Source organism: Arcicella gelida, from assembly GCF_034931025.1.
Taxonomy (GTDB): domain Bacteria; phylum Bacteroidota; class Bacteroidia; order Cytophagales; family Spirosomataceae; genus Arcicella; species Arcicella gelida.
Window position 1 is genome coordinate 75,984 of record NZ_JAYGIL010000003.1, and the last position, 14,786, is coordinate 90,769.

General features: G+C 34.2%; 15 protein-coding genes. 9 read left to right on the forward strand and 6 right to left on the reverse strand.

Annotated elements, in window-relative coordinates:
• Nucleotides 1–37 precede the first annotated feature (37 nt).
• The 8 genes from atpE (at nucleotide 38) to VB776_RS02190 (ending at nucleotide 5,573) form a co-directional block, all read left to right on the forward strand.
• On the forward strand, nucleotides 38–283 hold the full coding sequence (gene atpE / locus VB776_RS02155) for an ATP synthase F0 subunit C (protein WP_184129022.1): 246 nt from the start codon (nucleotides 38–40) through the stop codon (nucleotides 281–283).
• Between the two features lie 220 nt (nucleotides 284–503).
• Nucleotides 504–998 carry a F0F1 ATP synthase subunit B gene (atpF, locus tag VB776_RS02160; protein ID WP_323325572.1) on the forward strand — a complete coding sequence of 165 codons (495 nt, stop codon included), beginning with the start codon at nucleotides 504–506 and terminating at the stop codon, nucleotides 996–998.
• Nucleotides 999–1,079: 81 nt separating this feature from the next.
• A complete protein-coding gene (gene atpH, locus VB776_RS02165; RefSeq protein WP_323325574.1) occupies nucleotides 1,080–1,616 on the forward strand; it encodes an ATP synthase F1 subunit delta in 537 nt (178 codons plus the stop codon).
• 115 nt (nucleotides 1,617–1,731) lie between these two features.
• Nucleotides 1,732–2,805 carry a CHC2 zinc finger domain-containing protein gene (locus VB776_RS02170; protein ID WP_323325576.1) on the forward strand — a complete coding sequence of 358 codons (1,074 nt, stop codon included), beginning with the start codon at nucleotides 1,732–1,734 and terminating at the stop codon, nucleotides 2,803–2,805.
• 281 nt (nucleotides 2,806–3,086) lie between these two features.
• Nucleotides 3,087–4,040 carry a hypothetical protein gene (locus VB776_RS02175; RefSeq protein WP_323325577.1) on the forward strand — a complete coding sequence of 318 codons (954 nt, stop codon included), beginning with the start codon at nucleotides 3,087–3,089 and terminating at the stop codon, nucleotides 4,038–4,040.
• Between the two features lie 54 nt (nucleotides 4,041–4,094).
• The gene (locus VB776_RS02180; protein WP_323325579.1) at nucleotides 4,095–4,625 is read left to right on the forward strand and encodes a methyltransferase domain-containing protein; all 531 of its coding nucleotides are present in this window, start codon (nucleotides 4,095–4,097) and stop codon (nucleotides 4,623–4,625) included.
• Between the two features lie 101 nt (nucleotides 4,626–4,726).
• A complete protein-coding gene (locus VB776_RS02185; protein WP_323325581.1) occupies nucleotides 4,727–5,248 on the forward strand; it encodes a Panacea domain-containing protein in 522 nt (173 codons plus the stop codon).
• Nucleotides 5,226–5,573, forward strand: a complete 348-nt coding sequence (locus VB776_RS02190; RefSeq protein WP_323325583.1) for a hypothetical protein — start codon at nucleotides 5,226–5,228, stop codon at nucleotides 5,571–5,573. Before VB776_RS02185 ends, VB776_RS02190 begins: the two co-directional genes overlap by 23 nt.
• Nucleotides 5,574–5,639: 66 nt before the next feature.
• Here VB776_RS02190 and VB776_RS02195 read toward each other — a convergent pair whose 3' ends face one another.
• Nucleotides 5,640–7,622 (reverse strand): c-type cytochrome, encoded by a 1,983-nt coding sequence (locus VB776_RS02195; protein WP_323325585.1) that lies wholly within the window; start codon nucleotides 7,620–7,622, stop codon nucleotides 5,640–5,642.
• Nucleotides 7,623–7,663: 41 nt separating this feature from the next.
• Nucleotides 7,664–9,493, reverse strand: a complete 1,830-nt coding sequence (locus VB776_RS02200) for a family 16 glycoside hydrolase (RefSeq protein ID WP_323325587.1) — start codon at nucleotides 9,491–9,493, stop codon at nucleotides 7,664–7,666.
• A 150-nt stretch (nucleotides 9,494–9,643) separates the two neighbouring features.
• On the opposite strand from VB776_RS02200, the gene VB776_RS02205 reads away from it, so the two are divergent.
• A complete protein-coding gene (locus VB776_RS02205; protein WP_323325589.1) occupies nucleotides 9,644–10,132 on the forward strand; it encodes a gamma carbonic anhydrase family protein in 489 nt (162 codons plus the stop codon).
• Between the two features lie 401 nt (nucleotides 10,133–10,533).
• Here VB776_RS02205 and VB776_RS02210 read toward each other — a convergent pair whose 3' ends face one another.
• From VB776_RS02210 to VB776_RS02225, 4 genes are all read right to left on the reverse strand, one after another.
• On the reverse strand, nucleotides 10,534–11,160 hold the full coding sequence (locus VB776_RS02210) for a uridine kinase family protein (RefSeq protein WP_323325591.1): 627 nt from the start codon (nucleotides 11,158–11,160) through the stop codon (nucleotides 10,534–10,536).
• A 91-nt stretch (nucleotides 11,161–11,251) separates the two neighbouring features.
• The gene (locus VB776_RS02215) at nucleotides 11,252–11,998 is read right to left on the reverse strand and encodes a LytR/AlgR family response regulator transcription factor (RefSeq protein ID WP_323325593.1); all 747 of its coding nucleotides are present in this window, start codon (nucleotides 11,996–11,998) and stop codon (nucleotides 11,252–11,254) included.
• A gap of 486 nt (nucleotides 11,999–12,484) precedes the next feature.
• Nucleotides 12,485–13,519 (reverse strand): sensor histidine kinase, encoded by a 1,035-nt coding sequence (locus VB776_RS02220; protein ID WP_323325595.1) that lies wholly within the window; start codon nucleotides 13,517–13,519, stop codon nucleotides 12,485–12,487.
• Entirely contained in the window at nucleotides 13,516–14,529 is a 1,014-nt protein-coding gene (locus VB776_RS02225) for a sensor histidine kinase (protein WP_323325597.1), read from the reverse strand. Before VB776_RS02225 ends, VB776_RS02220 begins: the two co-directional genes overlap by 4 nt.
• Nucleotides 14,530–14,786: the final 257 nt, after the last annotated feature.

Consider the following 14,786-nt stretch of genomic DNA (forward strand, 5'->3'; position numbering starts at 1 on the left):
TTTTTCAAATTAATTTAACAAATAAACAATTACAATTATGTCACTTTTGTCAATCTTAGGAGAAGTTTCTTTAGGTTTAGGTCTTGCTGGTTTAGGTGCTGGTGTTGCAGCTATCGGTGCTGGTTTAGGTATTGGTCGTATCGGTGGTTCTGCAATGGAAGCTATCGCTCGTCAACCTGAAGCTTCTGGAAAAATCCAAGGTGCTATGTTGATCGTTGCAGCATTCGTTGAAGCCGTAGCTCTTTTTGCAGCGGTAATCTGTTTGTTGGTAACGTTGAAGTAATTCAAAACCAACTGATTCGCTTTTATCTCCGAAAAAGCTAGTTTCTCGGTAATCAAAACTGAACCAAAGCAAAATTTGAAAATCAGCAAAGTAAGCATTAGGCTTTTGCTGATTTTCATCTCAAAAACTCAAATGTAGCTAAATCTTTTACAACAGTATTTAAGCCTACATTTTCAGAAAGCATTCATAGAAATTTTCACATACAAAATCACAGACAACGATGGATTTAATTACCCCTGGTCTTGGTCTAATAGTTTGGCAATTAGTAATTTTTGGTCTTTTGTTTTTCTTGTTATCAAAATTTGCTTGGAAACCAATCATGGCATCTTTACAAGAAAGAGAACAATCAATTGAAGATGCTCTTTCTTTAGCAGCAAAAACTCGCCAAGAAATGGCTGAATTGAAAGCTGGTAACGAGAAATTAATCGCTGAAGCACGTGCTGAACGTGACAGAGTGTTAAAAGAAGCAAAAGAAGCTAGCGAAGCAATGATTACTCAGGCAAAGGCAGAAGCACAAAAAGCTGGTGCTGAAGAAATTGAAAAAGCTCGTGCAGCATTCAACCAAGAAAAAGTAGCTGCTGTTGCTTCGTTAAGAAAAGAAGCTGCTTCTTTATCTTTAGAAATTGCAGAGAAAGTATTACGTAACCAATTAGCTGACCGTGCTGCGCAAGAAGCCTTAGTAACGAGCTTATTGGCTGATGCTAAATTAAACTAATATCATTATTGATATTAAGATTTGAATAAAGAATGACGATACTTTGGTATCTAAATTCAACCTCAAAAATCCAAAATCGAAATGTCCCAGCAAACCGTTGCGTTCAGATATGCCAAATCTTTACTTGGTTTGGCAATAGAAAAAGGCGTTGAAGCTCAGGTATATGAAGATATGAAACTCTTCAACCAAGTTTGCGACGAAAATCATCAGTTTTTTTTACTGCTGAAAAACCCTATCGTTTCTCATTACCATAAATTGACGATTCTTAGAAATATCTTCAAAGGTAAAGTAGATGATTCAACAATGGCTATTTTTGAAATCATTACTCAAAAAAACCGTGAAGCTGTATTGCCACTTATTGCTGAAGACTATTTAGTGCAATACGAATTGCATAAAGGTATTCAAAAAGCTTATGTTACCACAGCTACTCCTTTGACAGCGTCTCAAAAAGCTGAATTTCAGCAAATTGTTGCAGGAAATACAGGAAAAACTGTAGAAGTAATTGAGAAAATTGATGCTGATTTAATCGGTGGATATATCCTCCAAGTTAACGACCGTCAGATTGATACTTCTGTAAAAGCAAGACTTAATGAATTGAAAATGAAATTTAATAACTAAGTTTCATTGAAAATCATCTAATAAAACCCGTTAGAATCAATCATTCTTACGGGTTTTTGTGTTTAAGTTCAGTTAGTTCTAAGGATATATCGGATAAATTTTAAATCATTATGATATGAATATTTTAGACGAACTCAATCAAGTATCTATTCTTCAAGTGGCAGAAGATTTGGGATTGGATGTAAAACGGCAACGAATGATTTGTCCATTTCATGAAGATGATACGCCTTCGCTTGTACTTTACCCACATAGCAATAGCTTCTATTGTTTTGGCTGTGCTAAAACAGGTAATAGCATCAGTTTATATTCAGAAGTAAAAAAAATGGATATAAAATCTACTATTCAAGAAATGGCAGTAGAATATATTCCAGGTTTTCAACAAGCTAAAAAGTTTGCTAAGAAAAAACTACCAACAAGTAATTTATTTGAAGTTGCTGCCATCAGACGAGTACAAGAGAAAGAAAAACCTACAGAAGAAATTCACTCGCAGATTTATGAAGCCTTTCGTAATTTTTGTTTGCAACAGCAATCCAACGAATTATCACAATCTGCACTTGCTTATTTAAAACAACGTGGTTTTACAGATAAAACCATTAAAGCCTTTAATCTGTTCGTCATTAAAGATTATACAGAAGTAACATGGTATTTAAAACAGCATTTTTCTACTTTAGATTTACAGGAATCGGGCTTATATAATCAGCGCAATAACCTTATTTTTTACGCTCATTCGTTGATTATTCCGTATTATCGAGAAGGGAGAATTGTTTATTTACAAGGACGTGTCATTGGAAAACCCAGCGAAGGTACAAATCGTTATTGTTTTTTGAGCAATCAGCCGCTAACGCTTTTTAATGCTGATGCTTTGAAGAAAACCAAAACAGACGAAACCGTTTATGTAACAGAAGGAGCTTTTGATTGTATGCGTTTAGTACAAGAAGGTAAAACAGCCGTAAGTTTAGGGACAGCGAATATTTTTAAGAAAGAATGGGCAAAGCTTTTCAAAAGAGTGAATGTAGTTTTTTATTTAGATAACGATAAGGCTGGACACAAAGCAGCCGAAGAATTAGAGAAAATATTTACTCATTTCAATATCTCAAGCACACGGAAAAATCTTCCAGATAACTACAAAGACGTTAATGATTATTATACAGGGAAATTAGGAAGTAACGAACAGTTGGGAATGTTTTGAGAAGCTCTTTTCTTCATTTTTTACTCCGCAATAAAAGATAGAATCTATTGAAATAAATAAATTTTGTATTCGGTAAATCAGGATAAAAAACTCGAAATAATAAGAGAGATTTGGATGTGTTTTTAGTGACAAAGTCCTTAAATAGCTGAAATTTAAGGCTTTTTTGCGTTGAACTTTACAGCTAAAAATTTCTCTAATCCAGTCGGAATTACTAAATTCGGAAACTCAATGAAATTATTAGGTTAGCCATTGACTAGTGCTTGCCAAAATTTAACTTATTTATGGAAGAGACATCGCAAAGCAGTGGTTTTTGGAAGGTATTAACTGTTTTTTTAGCTATTATAGTCGCAATTCTTGCCTATTTGTTGTTTGATGCCAACAGTTTTAAGAAATCTCAAGAAGATGTAATTCGTCAAAAAGTTCAAGCTTTATCCTCAACAAGTATTCGTTTAGATTCAATCGGAATACAATTAGACGCTAAAATTGCTCAAATAAAGTCGTTAGGAGGGAAAGTTGAGGATTTGGAAGCTACCAAAAAGCAATTAGAAAACGATAGAATGCTTTTGAGAAGAGCCAATACATTTTCGCTGGCTCAGTATGAGGAAAGAATTAAAGAATATGTAAGTATTTTAGTTAAAAAAGATACAGAGATTGCAAAGTATAAAAAAGAGAATACTAAATTACTTGAAAAGAACAAAAGTCTTGTTTCGGAAAATGTGTCGTTAAGTAGTGAAAATATTCTACTTAAAATGGTAAAACAAGGGTTGAGTGATTCTCTTGAAGTTTATGCAAAAAGAAATCAAGCACTCACAGCAACAGTAAATTTAGCATCCTCTTTGCAAGCACAAGCAGTAAAAGTAAATGCCATTTCAAAGAGAAATAAAGAACGAAGTAACGGAGTTTATAAGGTATCAAAAATTGAGAAGATTAAAATTGTTTTTCAATTACAACCGAATCTGATTGCTAAACAAAATGTAAAATCGGTTTTTGTAAGAGTACTAGACCCAGACGGAGCTGTAATGTTCGATACAAATGCAGGCTCTGGAAATTTTGAGTTAGCTGGAAAGGAAACTACTTACACCGTTAAAAAAGATATTCTGTATCAAAATAATGGACAAGCTGTTGAAATGATTTATGCAAGAGGCGGAGCGACGAAATACAGAATTGGTCATTATACAGTAGAAATATTTTGCGAAGGATATAAAATTGGTTCGGGAAGTTTCGATGTTAAATAATCAGATAAAAACTTAATAAAAAACATTGCCCTTTCTACTTGAAAGGGCTTTTTTATGGAAAAATCACTCAAAACTTACGATTTTAAAACTAATGAAACCATAGCCTCTATTGGTGCTTCTGGCGGAGTTTGGGAAATTTACTTTGCTTCACAAGTTGATGGATTGACTTTTTATCTGCAAGATATTGATGAGGAATTATGTAATGAAGAAGAAATTAATGAAGGTGTTTTGTTCTATGAGAAATTCTTAGGAAAGTCAATTCAAGGGAAATTTATTCCCGTTATTGGTTCAGAAAAAAGCACAAATCTACCTGAAAATACCTTTGATAAAGTGTTGATTATTAATAGTTTTCATGAGTTTTTATTTCACAATGAAATCTTAAATGATTGTAAATTAATACTGAAAAAAGGAGGGGTGCTTTTTATCGAAGAACAATTAGCCAAATATCAAGGCGAAATTCATGAAGGATGTTTAAAGCAACTTTATTTAGAAAATGAATTGATAGCATTTGTTGAAAACTGTGGTTTTGTTCTTCTACGAATTGTCGATAAGGGAAATGAAGTAAAGATTTTTTGTTTTATCTAAATGCTAAACTATTAATTTGAAGAACTATTTACCTGAGTATCTTGTGGATAAAACTAAAAAAACTAAATTTACGTTAAATGGTATAAAAAAATCATAAAACTATGTATTCAGCATTAGTAATAGCAAGCAAATTTGTGAATAGGGCTATTGATAATGGCAAACCTGTAACGCAAATGAAGTTACAGAAAATGCTTTATATAGCACATGGTTTACATTTAGTGTATTCTGGTAAGCCATTAATCAATGAAAATATTGAAGCTTGGAAATACGGACCAGTTATTCCTCAAGTTTATAATTATTATAAAAACTGGGGAAATCAACCGATTGTAGAACCAACCTTAATTGGAGCTTTATCTAATCAAGCAATTGTTTTAAAATTAGATGTCCTTTGTGATTCAGCCGAACAAGCGATTGATTTAACATGGAATATTACTAAAGATGTAGATGCGGTACAATTATCAAATTGGACACATATTGAAAATTCACCTTGGTTTAAAGTATTTAAAAACGAAGGCTTAGAAAATTTTAGCAATGCCAAAATTGAGAATGACCTAATTGCAGATTATTTTAAAGAAACCTTTGATATAAAAGTTGATGCACATGACGCCTTTGCAACAGCTTGAAGAAAAAGCAAAACTAGCTTTTGGACGAGTTGAAACTAAACCTGATCAATACACTTTATCTAATTTAGATGATTTAGCGAAAGCCACACAAATTCAAGGAAAACAGCAGGATATTTCTGAGAGAAAGAAGTTTGCTAAGTGGATATTTTTTATGGTAGTAGGTTGGCTAATCTCAATTGTTGCTATTATTGTTTTTGTTGGATTGAAGCTTTTAGTGCTATCGGATTCCATCATTTTAGGATTAATTGGTTCGACTACCATCAATGTTACAGCATTTTTCTTAGCAGTTACCAAATATCTTTTCCCAAGTAAATCAGAAGATTGATTAAAAATATCATAAAAAAAGGCGATTCCGTTTAACAGAATCGCCTTTTTACGTTTAATCTAATGTTTACTTCTTACTCAAAGAGCTAATCCAAGTGGCAATTTTCTTCACATCACCTTTTGGTAAATGTGCCATCGGTGGCATTGGAGTAGCGAACTCTGGCCAGTTAGAAGGCTTTGGTTCATAAATCAAGGCTTCAATTTGAGCTACTGTATATTTGCGTTTTGAAATCTCTTGATACGAAGGTCCAACTGCACGTTCGTTTACTTTGTGGCAGGCCAAACAAGTACTTTTGCTTAATAATTTCATCGCCTCAGCATCTGAAATTACACTTGATGTCATTTTAGCTTTTGCTTTTTCACCAGCTGCTGTTGGCATCGCTTCTTTCATTTGATTATCTGGCGTATTTACTTTTGCACCAGCATCAATGCGTTCACGTTGAGCACGAGTTTTGGGTGTTACTAAAGTGATATTTGCTTTAGCACCTTGTGGAATACTATTTAAAGTATAATATGCCGAACCGTGCAATACATTCAAACGAGAATTTGCCGAAAGTACGCCTTCTGGTTTAATGTCATGAATATACCCTTCACGTAAATTATCAACTACAATACGTACTTTCAAACCATCTTCGCTTGCTTTTGCACCTCTTACTGCATTGTCTTTTCTATCTACAATTGGGCTACCATATACTGGATGATACTTGTATGTATAGCTAGAAACGTCATAATTGTTTACATCTTCAGCCGTCTTTTTATCAACTGGTAATGTAAATTCAATTTCAAAGCCATCTGGCATGGCTCTAACTGCTTTCATTTCGAAAGGCATTTTTCCAGAGAATACTAATCTTTCTAAACCGAAAGCTTCTTTCCCTGTAGAACCCCAACCACGATTTGTTCCGCCTACAAACATTGCTTTGTCTGTTCCCCAAGCCATTCTTAATACGCCTGAACGGAAGCCGCTTCTAAAATCGAAAGAAGCACCTTGGAATTTACCATTTACTTTTTCTAAGAATACTCTGGCAATTTTAGACATCCCTTCGTCACCAACGAAAATTTGACCTGCAAAAGGGCCAAAACCACCTTGTGTTTCATCTTGAATGATTTCTGAAGTAGAAACGCCCAATACTCCGTGAGGCAACCATACTGCGGGCGATTTAATGCCCATGTTTGGATACGTAGTTTTGCCCATTTCGTAAATCGTAGTCATTGGCTCATTTTTTACGTATTCTGGTTTTACTCTTGGATTATCTCTTGGATCAACCTTTGAATAAATCATGTCCGCACGCATTTTCACAGGAGAATCTGGACGGTCTGCCCAAGCTAATGAAGCTGGATGACCCATGAAATCACCTTTTTCTACTTGTGAAATAAAACCAGAACCCATCCAGTCACCTTGGTTATCTCCGTAGAAGAATTCTCCGTCAATCATACCGATTCCGCAAGGAGAACGCATACCCGCAGCAAATGGAGTCATTTTACCATCCTCAGTAATTTTCATTGTCCAACCTCTCCAAGGCACAAATGATTTTCCAGCCCACCAGTCAGAATTTCCAAAACCTACGTTTCCAGTTACATAAAATGAACCATCTGGACCGATTTTAGGGCCAAAAGAGTACTCATGATAATGTCCAGAAATTGGCCAAGAATAAACTGTTTCGTAGCGATCAGCTTTGCCGTCGCCATTTTTATCAACCAATTTGGTTAATTCACCTCTTTGCGCACAATACAGATTACCGTTTTTGTAAGCAAGTCCTAAAATTTCGTGCAGACCGCTCGCAAATTTGCGAAATACTGGCGAACTAGAATTTGGGTTTTCGATGATATAAACATCTCCACGACGAGTAGAGGCTGCTAAATCACCATTGGGTAAAGTAACCAAACCACCAACTTCTAACACGATTCCTTCTGGAATTGGAAGTTTAGCAATTTTATAATAATCGTTTTCAGTAGGAGCATCCTGTGCAAAAGCTCCAGTAGTCATTGCCAATGCCAAACCGATTTTGGTAATTGAATGGCTAAATGACTGGCTTATATTTTTGATATTCATTTGATTTTTCAGATTTAAAACCTCATAATTTTGAGGGATTTTTACCACATTACAGAATATTGTACTTTGTCTTTTACTGGAACAAGTAAGATGGTATTGTCTCCAGATTTTTCAATCGTAGCAGCACTTGATACTTTGATAAAATAGCTTTTTCCGTCTATTTCATACAAATCGTCAGTCAATTTTGTGATGCTTTTTCCAACTGCCAAACGACAAAGTAAAGCTGAATTTGCTTCTGGATTTTTAAGCGTTAAAGTACGAGAAAGGTATTTTCCGTCGATAACTCTCACTTGGTCTTCAACTTCTGTACCATAAATCTGATAACGGAAAGTTGGTAAATTATCAGCATCAACATCATAACCTAAAGTACGGAAGTTGGCATTGCTTGCCACTGCATCAGTCAATGAAGTTTTAGTTTCTCCTGAAACAATCAAAGGAACATCACCAAGATTCAAGATTGGACCTCTTGGACGAGAAGAACCATCACCACGATCATCCCACATTGGTGAAGTATTCAAGAATTCTCCTTTCCAGATTTGTGCGATTGAACCATTATCTAAATCATAAGTATAATGTAATTTGGCAGGATTACCCACATTGATAGCATGAACGATACGTTTTTGCTTTTTACCATCTTTGTAAATATCCGAGAACGAACGAAGTAAAGTAGATTCTGGAGCATCCAATAAAATTGGGTCTGAAGGAGTACCTGCTAATACTGAACCTAAAGAATGGAAAGGAACGGCTCTGAAGTTAGGGCCTTGAACTTCCATACCAAGAATTGGCGAAATCCAACCATCAGTTTTATAAATCGTAATTTCAACGGGAACATTTCCTGCTGGTAAATCCATTGATGCGGTACGTTTGTCACGTGAAGTTGTCCACTCGTCTGCAAGTAATTCTTTCCCGTTTACGTTTACATAATATTTACCACCTGCTTGGAAAGTAAAAGTATGTTTACCTGCTTCAGGTACTTTTAAAGTAGCATTGAAGATTTGAGCGAAATCGTTGGTTTTAGTGCCAACTTCCCAAGTAAGTTTATCTAATTTACCTGTAGCATCAGGTTTTTTGCTCAAGAAATCTTTAGGCTCTCTGAAATTACCATAAAACACTTTGTAAGAAATGTCTGAAAGTTCAGCAGGTTTTCCACCTAAATTTGAAAGCTTAAAATTGCGAAAAGCCACTGCACCGTGGTCGCCCTGAATCATGAATGGACCTGTTGGTGCTTCTGTTTCAGAAATTGGACCGCCCGTTGGACCCGTCAACTCAACATTTTCTTGAATGGTATAGCCATTCAATTTAATAGAAAGTACTTTAGCATTAGCGATTTTTTTGCCAGAAGCATCAAAACGTGGTGCTTGGAATGAAATATCCATGTGTTGCCAAAGACCAGGAGCAAGGCAAGCATTTAATCTTGGAGCATGTCCTTCAAAAAGAATTTCTTTTCCATTTTCATAACGACGACGTTTGTAAATACCGCCACAGTCGCCCGTTGCAGGATTTTTTACACCCCAGCTATCTAATAGCTGAACTTCGTATCTTCCCATCAAGTAAAAACCTGAATTAGAATGCACCGCCATCATAAAATCGAAAGATACATCTACGTCTGCAAATTCTGCAACTGACTGTAAATTAGCACGATTTTGAGGATTTGGTAAATTGGCAAGGACACCCTTTCCTGTTGCCAAAGTCATTGTTTCAGGTTTAGTGATGTCTGCTGTTACGTCACCAGCGATTTGCCAGTTTGTTTTGTCAGATGTTTTCCAAAAAGACATATCGTCTAAGGAAACACTTTGCTGGGCATTTGCAAGCATTGGTAAACATAATGCAGAAACAAGCCAAGCTTTCTTCATAATTTGTAAATTGGACATTTTTATTTGGATAATAATTTTTAAAAACGAGCTTAAATATAGCACTCAAAAACTATACTATTATCCTTTATTGAAGAGATTTTCCATATACTTGTACTCATTGTAGCTCATTTGTGTACCTTTGTTTTAACGATATTAATTGAATTTTTCATGGAAAATAAACCATTTATAGCCCCAAATGCTTCGGTAATGGGACAAGTAAGCTTTGGCAAAGATGTGTCTGTTTGGTACGGAGCTGTCATTAGAGCTGATGTAGAGAAAATTAGCATTGGCGACCGTAGTAATATCCAAGATACTGCTGTTTTGCATGCTGACCCTAATGACCCAACGATTATTGGAAACGATGTAACAGTAGGGCATGGGGCAATTGTTCACGGTGCTACAATCGGAGATTCTTCGCTGATTGGTATGCGTGCAACTGTTTTGAATAAAGCCACAATTGGGAAGTATTGTATTATTGGTGCAAACGCTTTAGTGCCAGAAGGAATGCAAATTCCAGATTATTCTTTGGTGGTGGGCATTCCTGCCAAAATCATCCGACAAATTTCACCAGAACAAGCTGAAAAACTTACCTTGAGTGCCTTGCATTATGTAGCGATGGCAAAGAAGCATCAGGCTGGAGAGTTTCCTTTGATTTAGCATTATCAGAAAATCCTCTCTTATTCATTAGGGCTGGACTTAAGTCCAGCCCTAATGAATAAGATAAGTTGGAATATCTCATCGATGACCTGAAACATCTCTCGTGAATCACAAAATAAGTCTTCGAAGACCTCAAACATCTCTCAGGAATCACAAAATATGTCTTCGATGACATAAAATATCTCTCGTGAATCACAAAATAAGTCTTCGAAGACCTCAAACATCTCTCAGGAATCACAAAATAAGTCTTCGATGACACAAAACATCTCTCAGGAATCACAAAATATGTCTTCGATGACATAAAACATCTCTCGGGAATCACAAAATATCTTATCCATCAAATATAAAAAATGGCTAATGATTTTTATGTCATTAGCCATTTTAGCCTCATTAAAGAGCGTCTATATTTTACTTCTTAAATATCCTACCAAAATTTCAAGTCCTTTTTCGAAGTGAATATTGTTTGGAATCACAATGTCCGATGTTTTACGATAAGGTTTTACATATTTTTTGAAAGCAGGTTCAACATGATTATCCCAACGATACATTACTTCTTCTTTTTCGCCATAACCTCTTTCTTGCGCATCTCTTTTGATACGTCTGTCGAGTCTGATTTTACTTTTAGCATCCACAAAGATTTTCAAATCTAATAAATCAGCAATTTCTTTAAAGTAAAAAACGAATAATCCTTCTACAACAATGATAGGCTTAGGTTGAAATGTTATTATTTCAGGAACAATATCGGGATTATTGAAAGTATATTCTTTTCGTTGGAAAGCTTCACCAGAACGAATCGTTTCAACATCCAGAGCATACTGGTGTAAGTCTAGCGATTCGGGTTCATCGAAATTAATATAACCATGTTTATCGATAACTTGCTCGTGTCGGTTTTTGTAATAATTATCTTGTGAAATCAAACAAATCTCATCTTTTGAAAAAGAATGAAGTAATTGATTGAGAAATAATGTTTTGCCCGAAGCACTGCCTCCGGTGATGCCTACGATAAATGGTCGTTGGTCTGGTCTCATAAAATGATTAAAGTCGTTGAAAAATTTTCACAAAGGTCGGAAAAGATTGTTACAACTTGTATTTTAATGCAGACTCTTTTCTTGTTTCATCTCAGAAAGGCGGCTTTTTCCCTGTAATTGTTTTGCCGTCGAGAATCGCCCAAAGTTGATTTTTATAAGTATCGCCCAGTGGAATATTCAGGTCTTTGTCTAAATAAATCTGATTTCCTTCTATAAACTCTATCTTACTTAAAGAAATTATATAAGAACGATGTACTCTGGCGAAAGCCTCTGAAGGCAAAGATTCTTCTAAATCTTTTACATTCAAGAGTGTTACAAACTTTCCTTTTTCGGTATGAATCGTTACATAATTTCCCAAACCTTCAATAAATAGTATTTCAGATAGATTAATTCTTTGGATACGATTATCGGTTTTTACGAAGATAAAATTATCGGTGTTCACTTGATTCCCAGTATTACTTTCTTGAATAGTATTACTGGCAGAGTGTGGAATTTGTACTTTTTGTAAGGCTTGTAAAAAGCGCTCAAAGGCAATAGGTTTGATTAAATAATCAATGGCATTATTATCAAAGCCCTCAATGGCGTATTGCTTGTAAGCCGTTGTAAGAATAAACTTGCATCTGCCTTTTACAAGCTTTATAAAACTAATACCCGAAAGTTCTGGCATTTGAATATCAATAAAAACTAAATCAATCTTCTGAGTATTTACAATATCCAGTGCTTCTAGTGGGTCAATACTGGTTGCCACAAGATTTAATGAGGGAATGCTTTTGATATAACTTCTTAGAATATCAATCGCAGCTTGCTCGTCGTCAATGATTAAACAATTTATACTCATAGTGGTATTTCGGGTGTAAAAATTCAAGCTTTCTTTTTAAAGGATGAATTCTGTTTTTTATTTATTGCAAAAGGTTTCTGATGCTGATTTATTGGATAATATTTTCAGTAAACCATTTAAATAGCAGTTTGTGAATACTATTTTATAAATATTTTAAAGCAATTTCTGAACGTTCATTTTACAAAATTACAGATTGTATGTTAGATTATAATGTTTGAAATGGACAAGTAAACACTGCGAAATGCCGATAAATGTGTTTACCCTTGAAAAGCTCTAGTTCGTCATTTTTTATAAGGGTTTGGTGTAAATAATTTTTGTTAACAATTCTTTAAGGCAAATTTTGAGGACTAAAGTTTTATACATTAAAGTCATTCTCAGTAAATAGAGCGCCTATTATTTTCAACCAGTTTTCATCTAATTAAGATAATAGAAGGCTCGTCGAAAAGATGTGGCCTTTTTTTATTTTCGACTATCTTGAGAAAACCGTTATACTTTCAAAGAAAGGCTTACTTCATAAAAGCCAGCTTCGTCGGTAATCTTTAAACAATGTGAGCCAGCATAACCTAATAAAAGACGTTTTTTAGTATTTTCTAGTCCAATCTTTCCAGAAATTTCCCTTGGTCCTTCTCGTTTATAATTATGAGTCATAAATCGTAATTCATTTTCTTGAACTTCAACCACAATTCTGAGTGGTCTTTCACAATTGTTCAATTCTCCATGTTTAAAGGCATTTTCTACGAAAGTAATCAGAATTAAAGGCATGATTCGTTTCTCAGATAAATCACCGAAAACACTCAGGATAATTTGTAAACGGTTATCAAAACGTAATTGTTGAATTTCTATATAGTTTTGAATATGTTTTAATTCAGAAGATAAAGGTACTTTTTCTACCTGATAATTATCATGTAAAGCATAACTCATGATGTCTGAAAGTAACGTAATCGCCCTTGATAAATTGGTAGAATATACCTTTGCTTGAACATTGAAAAAATGTAAGGTTTTAAATAAAAAGTCTGGATTAATTTGATTTTTAATACTTGAAAGTTCAGACCTTACAATTACTTTTTCAAGCTCATTTGTTTGCCTTGCTATTTCCTGTTTCCTTTTTTCTTGATTCACAATCTTTTCAGCATACCAATACACAAACGCCGTCGGAATCATCATCATTAAATACCAAAATCTTAGCATTACATTGGTACTCCAAAAAGGAGTAGTATTAATGTTCTCTTCTGTTTTAGGCATCAAGGTTCTGTCAATCAGAACGCCCAGATTTGCTATCAGAAAAATAACTAAAATCGTTACCAGACTCAGCATGATAGGCTTTTTTCTGTCAAGGAGCAAAGGGAAAATTACCTTTAGGGATAAATAGAATACCAACATTTTCAAGAGAATGTTATAGAAAATAATACCTAAGCTAGTAACGTTGATTTTGGTGTCGAAATTTGAATAATGTATAAAAGCATGAAATGAAAAATCCAATATCCAATAATAATAGTGGTATCTAATGTTGATAGAATTCATAAGCTTAATTTCAAGAAGATTTTTTGATTGCAATCAGTATGTTCAAATTTGATAAAATGATTATTAAAGTATCCGATGTACAATCGCCTACGGACATCCATCAAATCATCAAAAATGTATTTTTCACTGATCCCTATCTTCCTTTTGTAAGTAATCGTTAGAAATAAATTGTTGGCCTGTGTTTCAATCCAAATGCTTACGGGGCATTGAATATCATTTAAAACACCATTTTTAAAAGTATTTTCAATGAGTGGGCTTATCGTTAATGGATGAATACGTCTGTAATGAATATTTCCAATGATTTCCAGCTCAACATTGAGTTTCCCATCAAACTGAATTTGCTGGATTGCTACATAGTTTTTAATGTATTGTATTTCTTTTATCAAAGATACTTTGCCTTCATTATTGTTTTCTTTAACAGTATAGCGCATCATTTCAGCCAGTAACATCACAGAATCGGATAGTTTTTTTGACATTGGCAATGCTTGGGCATACAGGAAGTTCAAAGAATTATATAAAAAATGTGGATTAATCTGATTTTTGAGAGAGGATAACTCTGCTTCTAAAATTGATTTTTCTAACATGTTTTTTTGTAATTCGGCTTTACTTTGCTCTCTTACATTTTGGATAAAATTGGTAGCAAACCAATATGCCAAAGCAAAATGTATTGATAGATATAAGTTGTTTAAACCAACTGTACAGGATCTATAAAAATTGAACTTTTCGTGAATAATGGCCCTGTAAAAATAAATAACAAAGGCATTACCAACTGAACAAATCACTGCCAAAGTAATTAATGAAAAGAATAATAATTGGTATTTTTTGGTGGGTAATGTTTCTGGGAAAATTCGATACAAGAGTAGGTAGAAACATGCGATAATTTCTAATACAGAAATAATCACATTTTGAAAAATGTGATGGATTTGAGTAAACTTTTCAGGAGTAGTAATGAATCCAGATAAAAAAAAGTACAAAGTATAGGCTATCCAAAAAAATATATGGTTACTCATTTTTCTCATTTCTTACTTATCCTTTCCTTTTCAAATTTACCAAGTAAGGCATGTTGATAGACAGGTTTTGAGCTGAAACGCTTGATTGTTAGTTTAAATCATCACTTTATAAGGCTTAAACTGCTATTTCGATACATTTGTTATTTATTTGTCTATGGATAAATACAATTAAAATGTATGGTTATGTTTAACAAATGACAATTATAATACATAGGTTCGAAAGTGAATGGACTTAAACAATCAGCAATAAAATATCT